At 40.4% G+C, this 14,690-nt stretch carries 15 protein-coding genes and 1 pseudogene; 9 read left to right on the top strand and 7 right to left on the bottom strand.

What is annotated here, in order from left to right; all coding sequences use genetic code 11:
- Nucleotides 1-78: 78 nt before the first annotated feature.
- The 5 genes and pseudogenes from lgt to rodA all read right to left on the bottom strand — a co-directional run bounded on the left by lgt (nt 79) and on the right by rodA (nt 5,296).
- Nucleotides 79-875 (bottom strand): annotated as a pseudogene (lgt, locus tag S3O_RS14060) (prolipoprotein diacylglyceryl transferase).
- A gap of 3 nt (nt 876-878) precedes the next feature.
- Nucleotides 879-2,069, bottom strand: a complete 1,191-nt coding sequence (locus S3O_RS0106140) for a glycosyltransferase family 87 protein (protein WP_192805898.1) — start codon at nt 2,067-2,069, stop codon at nt 879-881.
- A gap of 210 nt (nt 2,070-2,279) precedes the next feature.
- Entirely contained in the window at nt 2,280-3,155 is an 876-nt protein-coding gene (locus S3O_RS0106135) for a septal ring lytic transglycosylase RlpA family protein (protein ID WP_010598196.1), read from the bottom strand.
- Entirely contained in the window at nt 3,139-4,185 is a 1,047-nt protein-coding gene (mltB, locus tag S3O_RS0106130) for a lytic murein transglycosylase B (RefSeq protein WP_235776207.1), read from the bottom strand. The genes S3O_RS0106135 and mltB overlap by 17 nt, the downstream gene beginning before the upstream one ends.
- Nucleotides 4,175-5,296, bottom strand: a complete 1,122-nt coding sequence (gene rodA, locus S3O_RS0106125) for a rod shape-determining protein RodA (RefSeq protein WP_010598194.1) — start codon at nt 5,294-5,296, stop codon at nt 4,175-4,177. Before rodA ends, mltB begins: the two co-directional genes overlap by 11 nt.
- 264 nt (nt 5,297-5,560) lie before the next feature.
- Here rodA and S3O_RS15570 point away from each other — a divergent pair, with 264 nt between their 5' ends.
- From S3O_RS15570 to S3O_RS0106110, 4 genes are all read left to right on the top strand, one after another.
- Nucleotides 5,561-5,965: a LysM peptidoglycan-binding domain-containing protein gene (locus tag S3O_RS15570; protein WP_050816854.1), complete on the top strand. Its 405-nt coding sequence runs from the start codon at nt 5,561-5,563 to the stop codon at nt 5,963-5,965.
- On the top strand, nt 5,955-6,365 hold the full coding sequence (locus S3O_RS15565) for a L,D-transpeptidase (protein ID WP_083827676.1): 411 nt from the start codon (nt 5,955-5,957) through the stop codon (nt 6,363-6,365). The genes S3O_RS15570 and S3O_RS15565 overlap by 11 nt, the downstream gene beginning before the upstream one ends.
- A gap of 218 nt (nt 6,366-6,583) precedes the next feature.
- Nucleotides 6,584-7,387 (top strand): RMD1 family protein, encoded by an 804-nt coding sequence (locus S3O_RS0106115; protein ID WP_010598193.1) that lies wholly within the window; start codon nt 6,584-6,586, stop codon nt 7,385-7,387.
- A gap of 127 nt (nt 7,388-7,514) precedes the next feature.
- Nucleotides 7,515-7,910 carry an HU family DNA-binding protein gene (locus tag S3O_RS0106110; protein ID WP_010598192.1) on the top strand — a complete coding sequence of 132 codons (396 nt, stop codon included), beginning with the start codon at nt 7,515-7,517 and terminating at the stop codon, nt 7,908-7,910.
- Between the two features lie 236 nt (nt 7,911-8,146).
- Here the strand turns inward: S3O_RS0106110 and zapE are convergent, their stop codons facing one another.
- Complete coding sequence (zapE, locus tag S3O_RS0106105) at nt 8,147-9,088, bottom strand: cell division protein ZapE (RefSeq protein WP_010598191.1); 942 nt, start codon at nt 9,086-9,088, stop codon at nt 8,147-8,149.
- A 61-nt stretch (nt 9,089-9,149) separates the two neighbouring features.
- A complete protein-coding gene (locus S3O_RS11755) occupies nt 9,150-9,770 on the bottom strand; it encodes an alpha/beta hydrolase (protein WP_235776206.1) in 621 nt (206 codons plus the stop codon).
- A gap of 132 nt (nt 9,771-9,902) precedes the next feature.
- Here S3O_RS11755 and S3O_RS0106095 point away from each other — a divergent pair, with 132 nt between their 5' ends.
- The 5 genes from S3O_RS0106095 to S3O_RS14045 all read left to right on the top strand — a co-directional run bounded on the left by S3O_RS0106095 (nt 9,903) and on the right by S3O_RS14045 (nt 14,037).
- Nucleotides 9,903-10,796: an ABC transporter ATP-binding protein gene (locus tag S3O_RS0106095; RefSeq protein ID WP_010598189.1), complete on the top strand. Its 894-nt coding sequence runs from the start codon at nt 9,903-9,905 to the stop codon at nt 10,794-10,796.
- On the top strand, nt 10,786-11,562 hold the full coding sequence (locus S3O_RS0106090; RefSeq protein WP_010598188.1) for an ABC transporter permease: 777 nt from the start codon (nt 10,786-10,788) through the stop codon (nt 11,560-11,562). Before S3O_RS0106095 ends, S3O_RS0106090 begins: the two co-directional genes overlap by 11 nt.
- Nucleotides 11,563-11,638: 76 nt before the next feature.
- Entirely contained in the window at nt 11,639-12,520 is an 882-nt protein-coding gene (gene hemH, locus S3O_RS14050; RefSeq protein WP_010598187.1) for a ferrochelatase, read from the top strand.
- A gap of 258 nt (nt 12,521-12,778) precedes the next feature.
- Nucleotides 12,779-13,198: a hypothetical protein gene (locus tag S3O_RS0106080; RefSeq protein ID WP_029463686.1), complete on the top strand. Its 420-nt coding sequence runs from the start codon at nt 12,779-12,781 to the stop codon at nt 13,196-13,198.
- Nucleotides 13,199-13,335: 137 nt separating this feature from the next.
- Nucleotides 13,336-14,037: an N-acetylmuramoyl-L-alanine amidase gene (locus S3O_RS14045; RefSeq protein ID WP_010598185.1), complete on the top strand. Its 702-nt coding sequence runs from the start codon at nt 13,336-13,338 to the stop codon at nt 14,035-14,037.
- The last annotated feature ends 653 nt before the right edge of the window (nt 14,038-14,690 follow it).

The following is a 14,690-nucleotide window of genomic DNA, read 5'->3' as shown; positions in this document are numbered from 1 at the left end:
GATCCTAATATGAGAATAGTGTATACCGTAAACTGGCATACACTATTTAAACAGATTATACGGCAGAAAAATAATTTTTCATGAACTCAGCCCTTGTTGCGAGGGATGATAAGCACGGTACAGGAGAAAGAGACCGACGACAATCATGGGTAAAGAGAGCAGTTGCCCCATCGTCAACCAATTCCAAGCAATAAAACCGAGCTGTGCATCCGGTTCCCGAAAAAATTCAAGGAAAAAGCGAAACAGGCCATATAATAAAGAAAATAAACCCGAAACGGCCATTTTAGGTCGTACTTTGGAAGAGTAAACCCATAAGCAAATAAATAAAATGACTCCTTCACAGAAAAACTCATACCATTGCGAAGGGTGTCTGGGGAGTGAATCGGCGCGTGGAAAAATCATTGCCCAGGGCACATCCGTTACGCGTCCCCAGAGCTCGCCATTAATAAAATTACCAATACGTCCTGCACCTAAACCAACCGGAACAAGCGGTGCAGCAAAATCAGTTATTTCAAAAAAGATTTCCCTGTCTTACGGCTGTAAGCATAAATCGCAACCAATACACCCAGTAAACCACCGTGAAAAGACATGCCTCCTTGCCAGATTTGAAAAAGGGTCCAAGGTGCGGCGATAAATTGAGGAAAATCATAAAATAACATATATCCCAATCGACCACCGATAATCACACCTAATGCAACATAAAAGAGTAAGTCGCTCACCTGATCCGAATTCCAGCGACTACCCGGTTGTTTTGCACGATAGCTTGCTAAAAACCATGCGCCAAGAAAACCTACCGCGTACATTAAGCCATACCAATGGATTTTAATGGACCCTAACTGTAAGGCAATCGGGTTGATGTGAGGATAGCTGAGCATAGGTTAATCCTGGTGAATGACAACATAGCGATGACGATATGGATAATACCGATGACTGACGGTAAAAACACAATAAAATAAATCAAGGATAACAGAGGGGGGGGTATCGTGCCCAGTCTCATTTGAAAAGGAGTGGCCATTAAACGGCGCATGAGAAATAAACATCCCATTAGACTGAGTAAAACAATGAAACTTAAGGAGGCACTCCAGAAGATGGCGAACATATTGTGCGGGGTGATGTGTGAACTGGGAATTAAACTTAACGGAATGTTGGTGAGTAATAAAAAAAAGGCCAAGGTTAAAAAATAAAAAAATAGGATAATTGCCTTGTTTCGCATAATAAAATAATTGTAAAAAGGGTAGACTTAAAAACGGGAAATAGTAGAGCCATCCTAGAGGCGAGATTAATAACATCGCGACGAGAATCATCGAAAATTCTAAATCTACTTTTCTTTTGTCATCTAAGCGCGCGTCAGAGCACGAATGAAAAAAATTAATTATTCCGCCCAATAGAAGCAATACTAGAATCGAATAGAGAAGTGGCAAGATCTTGGGTAAGGAAAAAAGCGCCGCGTTACTTTCCGGTCCACCGAACAAACGAAGTAATACTCCATACAGGGAAACATTCCAACTGGATGCGGCCCAGGTAATGTGATGCAAACCCTGTAAATACGCATGATAATCCGCGGCTCCTAAAAAAAAGACAGCGAATAAAGCACAGATTCCGCCAGTTAGAATAAAAGTAATCAACGCACGATATTCTTTACGTAATAAAAAATAAAGAGCAAACAATCCGATAAAAGGTTTTAAACTTGCAGCGATCCCTAACCACATGGCCACTTGAATCGATTGGTGGTTACGTGCCGACTGCCAGCTCAAGACGAGTAGTGGCAGTAATAAAAGTGTCACTTGACCTAATTGTAGTGAAGCAAAGGTTGGGAAATACGCAAAGAAAGCCAGTAAAATACTTAAGCGACTTTGTAGAGTCGGTTTGTTTTGCGGAGATAACGTTTTTTGAATCCGCAGGACACTGATCGCACCGGCAAAAATAGAGCATAAAATCCATAAATAAAGTGCGTGGGAATAGCTTAAATAAGCGAAAGGAAAGGTAAGCAAGGTGAAAAAAGGGGGATTTAGATTCACTGCCAGGCGCGCCGGTTTTTTTTGAGAGGAGGAATGGGGTGCAGTCTGCACAAAAAAAATTGGCGAATAACTATTCTTTCCTTCTAAAAATAACTGTTGTGAGTGGTAAAACTTTCCATAATCCGTGTACAGAATGTTGGTTACCCCGAGTATTCGCGCGTAGCTGAAGCTGAACGTAATTACTAAAATAAGCGCGATTAGGCTACACAACAGTTTTATTTTACGCCAAAGTAAAAGAGAGTTCAGTTTAGCCACCGTTTGTTAAGATCGTTGTGAAGAAATCGATGAGGTGGTGAGTCCAGCCAAACGAAGCTGTTGACGTAGTTTCACTTCACTTTTGTGGTTAGTAGGGGGTTGAATGACAACCTGATAATAGGTTCGTTTATGAATCGATTTTTTTTCTACTTTTACGGGAGAAGGTGTCCACTGTTTGACCAAGAGTGCCAGTTGTTGCGCTTGATGTCGTTGCTTAAAAATACCAAGATAAATAGGTTGCGGTAATTTTGTTTTAGTGTGGTGTACCGTCGCTAAAGCCGTTCTTTTCTTTCTTTTAGAAGTATTTTGCTGCGCAAGACGGGTGATCCCAGGATGAATCGCATGTATTTCAACACGTGCGGTCCCCGTTTTAAGCATATCTAGTTTTTTCGCAGCGGCGTACGATAGATCAATCAGACGGTTTGCGACAAACGGTCCTCGATCATTCACTTTGACGACAACCGTTTTTCCATTTTCTAAATTTCTGACTGAGACATAAGTCGGAAGTGGGAGGGTTTTGTGCGCAGCAGTGAAAGCACCGACATTATAAATGTCACCATTAGAAGTTTCAAAATGATGAAACTTCATGCCATACCAAGAAGCAACCCCGCGTGCATGGTAACCTTGAGCCTTTTTTAAGACATAGTAACGTCGTCCTAACACAACATAGGATTTAGGGTTGCCACGTTTGCTTAAAGGCTCTTTTTTAGGGACAACCCGTGGAATTTTTTTTACATCTACTTTAAAGGCGGGTGCTTTATCGTGAATAAGTGGATAACGCCGTGTCTTAGTATAGGATTTACTGCCCGTCGTGGCACAACCCGACAAAAAGCAAAGGAGTAAAAAAATGGTCAGAGAAGAGGATTTAAGCTTTAACAGCATGGTAAAGAGACTCTTTTTGGTAATAGTGTTGGATCTCCTGACTTAATTGATACACTGCCATGGCATATAAAGTACTCGTGTTATAGTGCATTATTACTTGAAAGTTATGAAAGCCTAACCAGTATTCTTGCTGATGGTTCTCTAAGGGTAAGGCGACCCAGTTGGCTTTGAGATCATTGGCAAGCGAAGTTGTTTGAGGATAGATGCCGCATCGCGCAAATTGTTTTAACGATGCATTTTTTCCAGGTAACTGTTTTATTGCTGTCGGGGCCCGGGCCGGTACGATAACGGGTTCTCCACGAGACCAGCCATACGCTTGTAGATAATGTGCAACACTCAATATGGCATCGTTTGGATTATTGAGCAAATCACTATAGCCTTTGTGTGTTGCATCGACGGCAAAACGGCGATAACTACTCGGCATAAACTGACCTTGGCCCATTGCGCCAGCATAAGAACCTTTTGTTTTATGTGCATTGATGGCTTGATTATCGCGACTGAGTAATAAAAATTGCTCAAGTTCACTCTGAAAAAACGCGGCGCGTCGACCCCCTGGTTGAAAGGCTAATGTACTCAGTGCATCAAGAATACGATATTTACCGGTGATTTCACCATAACGTGTTTCTACACCGAGTATTGCGACAATAATCGCCGCAGGGACACCGTAACGTTTTTCAGCATAGGCTAAGGTTTGTTGATGTTTTTTCCAAAACAGCGCTCCTTTGCGTGCCCGATATTCGCTGATAAAAATCTTGCGATAACGTGGCCAGGTAAAGGATTCAGCCGGTTTGTTCATCAGTCGAATAATCATTGGATTCGGTCGAACCGTATCCAATAACTGCTTTAATTGTTGACGATCAAAATGATGTTGTTGCACCATTTTATCGATAAAATGACGGACTTCTGGTTTGTCGGAATAAGCGGTGCAGGCAGCCATCAATAAGCCCGCCGCGATTAACCAAGCGAAGACTTGTAGAGGAAAAAGAACGCAACGTTTGAGAAAAGCTATCATTCTGTTTTCATTGTCCAATAAGTTTGCGGTGTGTTTGTATCGACATGAGGATACCAAAACCGGCGATTAAAGTAATTAAAGAAGTGCCACCGTAACTAATGAGCGGTAATGGGACACCGACTACCGGTAATATACCACTGACCATGCCAATATTAATAAATGCCGAGAGAAAAAAGCTTAAACTAATGCCTCCTCCGACCAAACGTGAAAACGTATCCTGTGCATTTAAGCTAATATAAAAGCCACGTAGCGTAATCCAGAAATAGAGAGTAACTAAAATAAAACCACCCAATAAACCAAACTCTTCTCCACAGACCGCAAAAATAAAATCGGTGGTATGTTCCGGTAAAAATTGAAGATGACATTGAGTGCCTTGTAGCCAACCTTTACCGAGTAGCCCGCCTGCACCAATTGCAATTTTAGACTGAATAATATGATAACCCGCACCTAGAGGATCGCGTTCAGGATTCAAAAAAGTCAGTACGCGTAGTTTTTGATAATCATGCATGAAGTGCCAGCCGACTGGCGCCACAATAATGACGACTAAGCTGCCTAATAACAGTAAACGGCCACTGATTCCAGCAAATAGGATGACACTAAATCCAGAAATTGCAATCAGGAGTGCGGTGCCTAAATCCGGTTGTTTCATGACTAGAAAAGTAGGAATCAAGAAAATCAATAATAAAACCATGAGATGAGGGAAGGTCGGTGGTAGTGGCTTATCATGTAAGTACCAAGCTAACACTAACGGTACGGCTAATTTCATCAGTTCAGACGGTTGAAACTGAAATAACCCAAAATGTAGCCAGCGTTGTGCGCCTTTGCCGACAACGCCAATGAGGAGTACTAAAACGACTAAAGAAAAAGCGAATAAGAAAAACCACGGCGCCCAAAGACGATAAATACCGGGTGGAATTTGCGCCAGCAATCCCATCAGCACAAATGCGACAATAAAACGAATGGCTTGTTTTTCTACTAATTGAGTATTTTCATTGCTTGCGCTGTAGAGGATAAATAAACCGAAGGTAACTAAAAGTAGCAATCCAAAAAACAAAGGCTTATCAATACGACGTAGTATCTGCATACCACGTAGCGTAAAGCGATGGCGGTAAGTATCAACGGTTAACATACAGCTAAAATAAGTAGACAATAAATAAGCCTAGTATAAAATACTGTAAAATAAAACCCCCTGCGTTAAAGTTATAGGGATTAAAACACACAAGTAAAAAAAGAAGCCGCCGTATATCCGATGATCATCGGTTGCGTAATCACACATTGGATGTAGAATACCGATTCTTTTCGTCTATTTTTTATGCGGTGCGTTTTAGAGCGTATTGATGAAAAGATGAAATAAGAGAATACGTTGTTAAGCAAATGAGGTGGCTGATTCGAAATGATGAAGGTGATGATAGACCGCGATAAAGTTTCACGAAGGTGTGGATTAGGCAGTATCTTGCTTCTGTTTATGGGATCGTGTGCGGTTGCGCGGACATACGTTCTTCCCTCAGCGCACACCACGGTGGTTGGCGAAGTGACCTGGACGCAAGCGTTACCCGGAGATACTTTTAACAAGGTGGGGCGACGTTTTGATATCGGTTATGTGGAGTTGTTGGAGGCAAATCCGGGTGTCAATCCTAAACAGCTTGCACCGGGAACGATTATCGTGATTCCCAGTCGTTTTATTTTACCGCCTGGGCCGCGGCGTGGCTTAGTCATTAATTTAGCTGAACTGCGTATTTATTATTATCCTGCGAAACGCGCGGTGGTAAGAAACTTATCCTGTTGGGATTGGTCGTGAAGGATGGGATACTCCATTAGGTCCTTCTTGGATTGCACAAAAAATGATTAATCCCACTTGGGTGGTGCCGCCGGCTATTCGTGAAGATCGTAAAAAAGAAGGCGTGTATCTTCCTAAAAAAGTACCTCCCGGTCCAGATAATCCACTCGGTGGTTATGCTTTACGCCTTAAACAATTTACGTATTTGATTCATGGCACAAATGATAGTGAAGGGATTGGTCGCCGAAGCAGTGCCGGTTGTTTACGGATGTATCCCAACATCTTTTTCCGCAAATTAAAACTAAGGATCCCGTTTATATTATCAATGTACCCAATAAATTGGCATACCAAAGCAATAGACTTTACCTGGAGGCACATGTACCATTACAAACGTATCCGCTTGCAGGGCGAACTTGGGTAAGTTTATTAAAAAAACAGCTGCAAACACAGCCGTATGCAAGTATCCCAGTGGATTGGCGTTTAGTGGAATCGATTTTACATAACCACAACGGCATTCCCCAGCAAATTGCTTCTGAGAAAAAATGCTCAAATGTCATTCGTAAGGATAAAGATTAGAACAAAGAAGAGTGATCTGAATAATTCTAGTTTATTTACCAGTAGTGGGGCCGTTTAAATTTTATGCGCTGTCTTTCTTTTTGTACAGCCGCTCGTTACGATATGAATGCGTTGAGTGATTTTTTTCGGCAACAACGCTATATTGCTAAGCTTTTTCGTAATGTGCTTTATCTCACGCAATGTGATCGTGACATTGCCGTCTTTTTTTTTCAGCACGGTTGTTTCGTGACATGGGGGTTACGTAAGCAAGAAGAACAAATTCTTTTAGAACAAATCAAACCTTTTTCAATTGATCCTCTCGCTAAAATTGAAACCGATCGTTTCATTTATTATAAGGATGAAGAAACGCGTCTTTTTCCGCATCATCGTTACAATGTCGATGTGATCACTCTTGGTGAAGATGAAATAGAGAACATTCAATTAAAATTAGCCATTTCCTACGGTTTAGCGCAATCGATTAAATTGGAGTCATATGAAGAATCGATTAAGGAAACCGTTAAGGCCAATAGTCATATTCCTAAAGAGTTAGCAGAGCATGGGCGCATTTCGCTCTCACGTAAAGCGATTTCTAAGCGAATTGGTGAAATCTTTTTAACCCGCAGTTCGGTTAATTTAAGCAGCGAATATCTGGATGTTCCCGAATATTTTTGGCGTTATTCAAATATGGAAGCGTATTATGAAATGACCGAACATTTTCTGGACATTCCCAAACGCGTTGCTGCGCTGAATCATAAATTAGATGTTGTGCATGAGATATTAGAAATGTTGAATAGTCAATTACAATATCGTTATTCGAGTATTCTTGAATTTGTTATCATTTTATTGATTTTTATTGAAACGGTTGTGCAAATCATCCAGTTTCTTTAGAAAAGAACAGATTCTACTGTGTTTTTATTAAAATAATGTGCGTGCCTCTAGTAAAAAGCGAAAAATATGCTATTTTATAATGTCGTAACCTACTGTTTACCCCTTTAATATAAGAGGAATATGAATCATGGCTAAAAAGTTAGCTAAAAAGAAATCCGTTTCGGCGGCAAGTGGCACACGTAAAAAAGCAAAAGTAGCGGCAAGCGGCAAAAAAATTGCGGCAGTGAGTAAATCTTTTACAAAAACGGATTTATTAAATTATCTTTGTGAAAATACTGAGCTCCCAAAGAAAAAAATTGCAGAAGTGATGGAATGGTTGCAAGTAGTGATGCATTCACATGTTAAGTCAGGAAAGCCATTTGCTTTGCCGGGTATTTTAAAAATTACAGTTGTTAAAAAACCTGCAACCAAACAACGTAAAGGAGTAAATCCTTTTACAGGTGAGCCAACTGTTTTTAAAGCAAAGCCAGCGCGTAAAGTAGTGAAAATTAAACCATTGAAAAAGTTAAAAGTAATTCTTTAATGTGTGGTATGAAAAGGGCGTGTTTACGTCCTTTTTTAGGACCAAAGCTTTGAGGATAAGGACATCTTTCTTTTTCCTTTACTCAAGTGAAACAGACGAGATTCGCTGAACGCTATGGAAAAGTAGGTTTAATCTTAGCTAACAATACGTTGGCTGTCTCTTTAAAAGCAATTAAACGACTCTGTGTCCGGTTAAATTCAAAAGCTAAATCGTAGAGGCTCGACCAGGGTTGCTCACTAATCAAAAAAAAGCTGTGTGTTTGCGTCATAACAAATATCAATCAAATGAATAAAAAGTCGGGCACGATTTCGGTCTTCTTCCTCAATAGCGCGCACGTTTGTGATCAAGATTGTTGAAAAACGTTTTGCTAAGGTTAAATAATCTATCTGGCAGCGTGGAATAGAACAAATATATTCAAAGTCAAACCAAATAAGCTGCTGAGTGTAGCCATAGTGCGTTAATGGGTGACCATGTAACCATAACGTTTCCTGGGAAATAACTTGTCCATTCGCTAAATGCTGTAATAACTGTTTAGTTTCTGTTTGCGATAGGGTGAGGGTGACGGAAGTAGCGTGACCGGTTGCGTCCGCGTGGATACCTCGATAATCCTGGGCACTTTGTAGCTGTACTACACTCAGATGTTGTTTTAAGAGTTCAATCGCCGGTAAAAATAAGGCGCGTTGTAATCCTTTGGCATAGAGTTTTTCGGGTGAGGTATTGGCGGTGGTGACTAAAATGAATCCTTGATCAAACAGGGCTGTTAGAAGTTGGCTAAGTAGCATGGCATCACTGATTTCATGAACTAAGAACTCATCCAAACACAAAATTTGAGTTTGTTTTGCTAACTGTCGTGCAATAAAGCGTAAAGGATTTACTTTTCCTTGTGCGTTGGCTAAAGACTCATGAATAAAACGCATAAACGCATGAAAATGCATACGTAATTTAGGTACCGGCAGCGTTTCATAGAATAAGTTCATTAACTGTGTCTTCCCGCGACCGACTTCTCCCCACAAATAAAGGCCTTGGCATAATTTACGTTTACGCCAGGTGGGCCATTTTTTTTTCAGAACGAGTGCTTCATAAATAGCTTGTAATGCTTGCACTGCAGCTTCTTGCGCGCTATCGGCCTGCCACATTTCTGTTTTAATTTTTTGATGGTAGCGTTGTAAGGGAGTCATAAAATTGAAAATATCGGTAAAAAGCCGTACTGAATATTATACAGGCTGTGAAGGAAAAAATTTACTCATCAGTTTGAGAGTTTGATCCAGGATCTGAAGGATCGAACTCTATCGATAACGATTCAACCAATCGTTCTCGTAATTCAACTAATCTGCCATGAAAAAAATGGCTGGCGCCCGCTAAGCACAGCAGATGAGGACGATTCATTAATGTTTTTTCCCAGTCAAATACCGCCTCGGCAGAAACCACTTCATCCTTATCGCCTTGTATCAGCCACCAAGGACAAGGAAACGAAGCAAGCGCTTTAAAAGGAAAGTTTTCAATAGGAGGGGCGACACAAATTAGTTTTTCGATAGTCGGCCAGGCTAATGCGCCACACGCAGCAATATACGAACCAAAGGAAAAGCCAGCGAGCCAAATGGATTTTTGTGGTGCCACCTGTTTGATCCATTCTAATACAGCAAGTAAATCGGCGACTTCACCTCGGCCCTCATCGTAATATCCCGCACTTTGTCCAACACCCCGAAAATTAAAGCAAACGGTATCAAGACCGAGTTGTTCAAAGCTCTTGACTAACGTGTAAACCACCTTGTTTTTCATTGTCCCACCGTATAAAGGGTGTGGATGACACACCACGGCAATGGCCGTGGTTAAGTTTGCGGATTCTGGATGACGGCTCACCACTTCCAGGCGACCGGCGGGACCCGCTAAAAAAACGTCGTTTCTCGTAAAGTGGGAAACGCGAAAGGATTTGTCTGCTATACTCGCTTTTTAATCGGTTTTACCGCCTAATTTTAAAGTACCTAGGTCTTTATGCAAGCACTGAGTATTGAGAATCTATGTAAAGTGTATCCTCCACACACGGTGGCGCTTCAAGGGATTGACTTGCAGGTTGAGCAGGGTGATTTTTTTGCATTACTCGGCCCAAATGGTGCAGGCAAGTCAACAACGATTGGGATTACGGCCAAAGCCTGCTTGGGGTTAGTGCCTCAAGAATTCAATTTTAGTATTTTTGAAAAAGTGATGGATGTCCTGATTTACCAAGCGGGTTATTATGGCATACCGTTACGTACAGCCAAACAGCGCGCGGAACGTTATTTAAAAGCACTCCAACTTTGGGATCAGCGCCACCAAATTTCGATGCGTCTTTCCGGGGGAATGAAACGACGTTTGATGATCGCACGTGCGTTAGTTCATCAACCCAAACTTTTGATTCTCGATGAACCCACAGCCGGTGTCGATATTGAAATTCGGCGCTCTATGTGGGAGTTTTTACAAACTATCAATCGCGAGGGCACGACGATTATTTTAACCACCCATTATCTTGAGGAAGCGGAACATCTTTGTAAAAATATCGCAATTATCGATAAAGGACGTATTTTAAAAAATACCAGTATGAAAAATTTGTTAAGCGAACTTGATCGTGAAACGTTTGTTTGTGATCTCAAAAAGCCGTTAACTGAAGCACCGCAAGCGACTTCAGAGTTTACGTTGCGTTTACAAGATCCGTGGACAATTGAAGTGGATGTAAAAAAAGCGCAATCACTCAATAGCGTATTTCACTATCTGGATACACAACAGATTGAAGTAGCGAGCTTAAGGAATAAAAGCAATCGCTTAGAAGCGCTTTTTTTATCAATTATTTCGCGCCAAGCGCAGGCTGAATTCACTTTAAAAACAAACCTGGAAAGAAAAAATGCCGACTAATCAACGCTATGCTTTGGCTTTTTGGGCCTTATTACGTAAGGAAATCAAACGTTTTTTGCGTATTTGGTCGCAAACGTTGCTTCCTCCTTTGATTTCAACCGGACTGTATTTTCTAATTTTTGGTGGACTGATTGGTCAACGCCTTGGTCAAATTCAAGGTTTTACGTATATGCAGTATATTGCGCCCGGTTTAATTATGATGTCGGTGATTACTGCGGCCTATACAAATGTGGTTACGTCTGTTTACGGGATGCGTTTTCAACGCAGTATAGAGGAGCTTCTGATTGCGCCTTTGCCCAATGTCTTATTATTAGGGGGCTTTGTTGCGGGAGGCGTGGCGCGCGGTTTGCTCGTTGGCGTGCTCATCACGGGTTTAGCAAGTTTTTTTACGCATCTTCCCATTCATAATCTTTGGGTTTTAGTGACGATCGTTCCTTTAACCACCATTTTATTTTCATTGGCGGGGTTTGCCAATGCACTGTTTGCGAAAAGTTTTGATGATATTTCGATTGTGCCGACGTTTGTACTGACTCCGTTGACGTATTTAGGCGGAGTGTTTTATTCAATTCATCTCTTGCCTGTTTTTTGGCAGAAGCTTTCACTGTTTAATCCTATTTTATATATTGTGAATGCATTTCGTTATGCGTTACTTGGAATTAGTGATATTCCTGTCTTTAAGGCTTTATTCTTTATTTTAGTTTGTTGTATTCTTTTATTTTTAGTGAATCTTCATCTTCTTAAGAAAGGTCAAGGAATTCGTACTTGATGAATCCTGCAGCGCGCATAGGTGTTTTACTGATTAATTTAGGGACACCTCAACAACATTTTTAAGTGATCGACGTGTGGTGGAATTACCAGCGTGGTTATGGCAGCCCTTGTTAAAAATGTTGATTTTACCGATCCGTAGTCGACAATCAGCGAAGTTGTATCAATCGATTTGGTTAGAAGAGGGATCCCCTTTGGCGGTATATTCGCAGCGCTTGGCACAGAATATACAACAAAACTTGGGTGTTCGTTTTAAGGTTTGTTTAGCGATGCGCTATGGATCACCTTCTATTGCTTCGGCATTACAAACGTTGCAAGCCGATGCAAACATAAGGTCTATTATGGTATTGCCACTCTATCCGCAATATGCTGCCGCGACCACGGCCAGTTGTTTTGATGCGATAGCGGATTTTTTTAAACAACAACGTGTGATACCTACACTCCATTTTATTAATGCTTATTTTGCACATCCAGCCTATCTTAATGCGTTGGCAGCACATCTCCAACAAGAAATGAAACCGGATCATGATTATCTTTTGTTTTCGTTTCATGGCTTACCACAACGTTCGGTGGATTTAGGGGATCCTTATGAAAAGCAATGTTTTGCCACTGCCCATCAACTGGCACAAACGCTTTCTTTAGCTACACATCAATATCAAGTTGTCTTTCAATCTCGTTTTGGAAGAACACAATGGTTACAACCGTATTGCGAAGCAGTTTTAGCTGAACTTCCCAAACGAGGAATTCGTCGTGTGACCGTAACGTGCCCAGGTTTTGCAGTCGATTGTTTAGAAACCTTAGAAGAAATTGCAAAGCGATACCGGGAAATTTTCTTACAAGCCGGTGGGGAAGCTTTTTATTATATTCCAGCATTAAATGATGACCCTCGACATAGTGCTGGGTTGGCGACACTGATTCGAGAATCGGTTAATGCACAAAATTTAGAATCGAATCAATAAAAAAACACGTACTTTTATTTAAAAGAGGTTTCTAGGTAAGTGACGTTTTACAGTAACAATTTTCAGTCGTCACGCATGTTGTTTTGCTGGGTAACTGATCGTAGTGACCTTGTGCGTTGCGTTCATCTTGATCCTGAATATTCTTACGAAAGGCTGTTGAGTCAATGGAATGAATTGAAGTAGGTAAGGAAAATAATTTTCTTGGATGAGAGTGGGTACTCTGTTCTGCTACTTGATCATTAACAAATTATGGGAATCATGCAAGCATCGCCTTTATTTTCCGAATTTATCAATACGGAAGGTTTACCGATTCTCTTAGATCATCTCGAAATACGTGGTATTGATCAGCTAAAAGCACTCGCAGAACAATTTATACAGCAACTAAAAGCAAGACAAGTGCCGCAACAGTGGCCGCAGCAACAAATGAATCAAGTTAATCCGTTACAAGAAAAACTCAATTTAGAAAAAGCTAAATTAGCGACGTATATTCAGCAACAGCATATTGATAACGCACACAAAGCCATTGAATTAAGCTTAAACAAGGCATCCATGGACACAGATAAAGTCAAACTTATGGCAGGTTTACAAACCTCACATAACGAAAATCTAGTGCAGCTTGAGAAGGCGCACACAGAACGGCTTGTACGAGAGATTGATCTAGCGATTAAAAACAATTAAAATTTTTTATGAAAAAATAACTAATACAAAAGGAGTAGTTATGGGTAATAGTGATTTAATTATTGATACAACGCATCCTTCCCCAAATTATAATCAACGTATTTTCCATTTGGTTTTACATTATACAGCACTGGATCTTGAAATTCATTGAAAACTCTAACCGATTCAGTGCTCACTATTTAATTCCAGAAACCGACATAGATGGACAGCGAAAAATTTTTCAATTAGTGAAAGAAAATGAACGTGCTTGGCATGCGGGTGTTAGTAGTTGGGGAAAACGCAAAAATATTAACGATACATCTATTGGAATAGAAATTGTTAATTTAGGTTATAAAGAGGAAGAGGGAAAGCGTACTTGGTATCCTTTTTCGGATTACCAAATCCAAACTGTCATGAAACTTGCAAAGGATATCGTTAGGCGTTATGACATTCAACCAGTTAATATAATAGGTCATAGTGATATAGCACCAGGAAGAAAAGTTGATCCAGGCCCATTATTTCCCTGGAAAAAACTTTACGACAATGGTATTGGCGCTTGGTTTAACGAGCAAGCACTTGAAATAAAAGAGCAAGAAGAAATTGATATTCAGCGGCTCCAAAGAAATTTAAAAACCTATGGTTATACTATTGAAGTTACCGGAACCTTAGATCAACAAACGCGTACTACCTTGCAAGCATTTCAAATGCATTTTAACCCAAGTAACTATTCTGGTGAACCTGATGCAAAAACCGTCGCCATTCTCGAAAATTTAGTTCAGAAATATTTTCCTAATCAAGTCCAAGCCATAAATCAAGAAATACAAGAATCACTAGAACAGCCGCGTTTTTTTAGAGCTTAATTCAGTTATTTCAAAAATTAAAGGTAAGTATTTATGCTTACCTTTAGCCTTAGTCCTTTTGATAGTTAAATTTTTGTGAGGCTACCTCAAAATAATGAACTGGCAATTTCTCTTATGTATAAGCTAATTAAGCGATAACTATTAAGCTAATATTTAATAGCTATTGAAACTCTGTCGTCATAGAGGTTTTACGGAACTATCCGGTAAAAATAGTCGGGACTTACACCTTAAATAAGGTTTTACCGTAACGGGGCAGTAGTCGAAGGAAAAAATGGAACAACACGAAGGACAAACGACGGAAACAACATCCGGCCAAAATTTATCGAATGATTCTGTAAATACAGTAGAAAAATAAGTACCGCAATCGGTTGTTAATCGCATTGTAGGAGAAACAAAAAAAGAAGCGTATGAACAAGGTATTAAAGTGGGACAGGCCTCAACGCATCCTCCTTTAGTGACTATAAATCATAATGCTGATACAGCTCCGTCTTCATTTTCTACGGGGGATACCTGAAGAACAGATATAAAGAACAACTTGATAGTCAAGCAGCAATACAACGTGATTTACAAATGCGGAAAGCGGCGTAGGAATTTTTAGGTAAATTAAAACCCGGTGAAGAAAAATACGCTGATTTTAATGTTTTAATGACACT

Origin of the sequence: Rickettsiella massiliensis 20B (genome assembly GCF_000257395.1) — a bacterium.
Lineage (GTDB): Bacteria > Pseudomonadota > Gammaproteobacteria > Diplorickettsiales > Diplorickettsiaceae > Diplorickettsia > Diplorickettsia massiliensis.
This window is presented reverse-complemented; position numbering and strand designations above follow the sequence as displayed.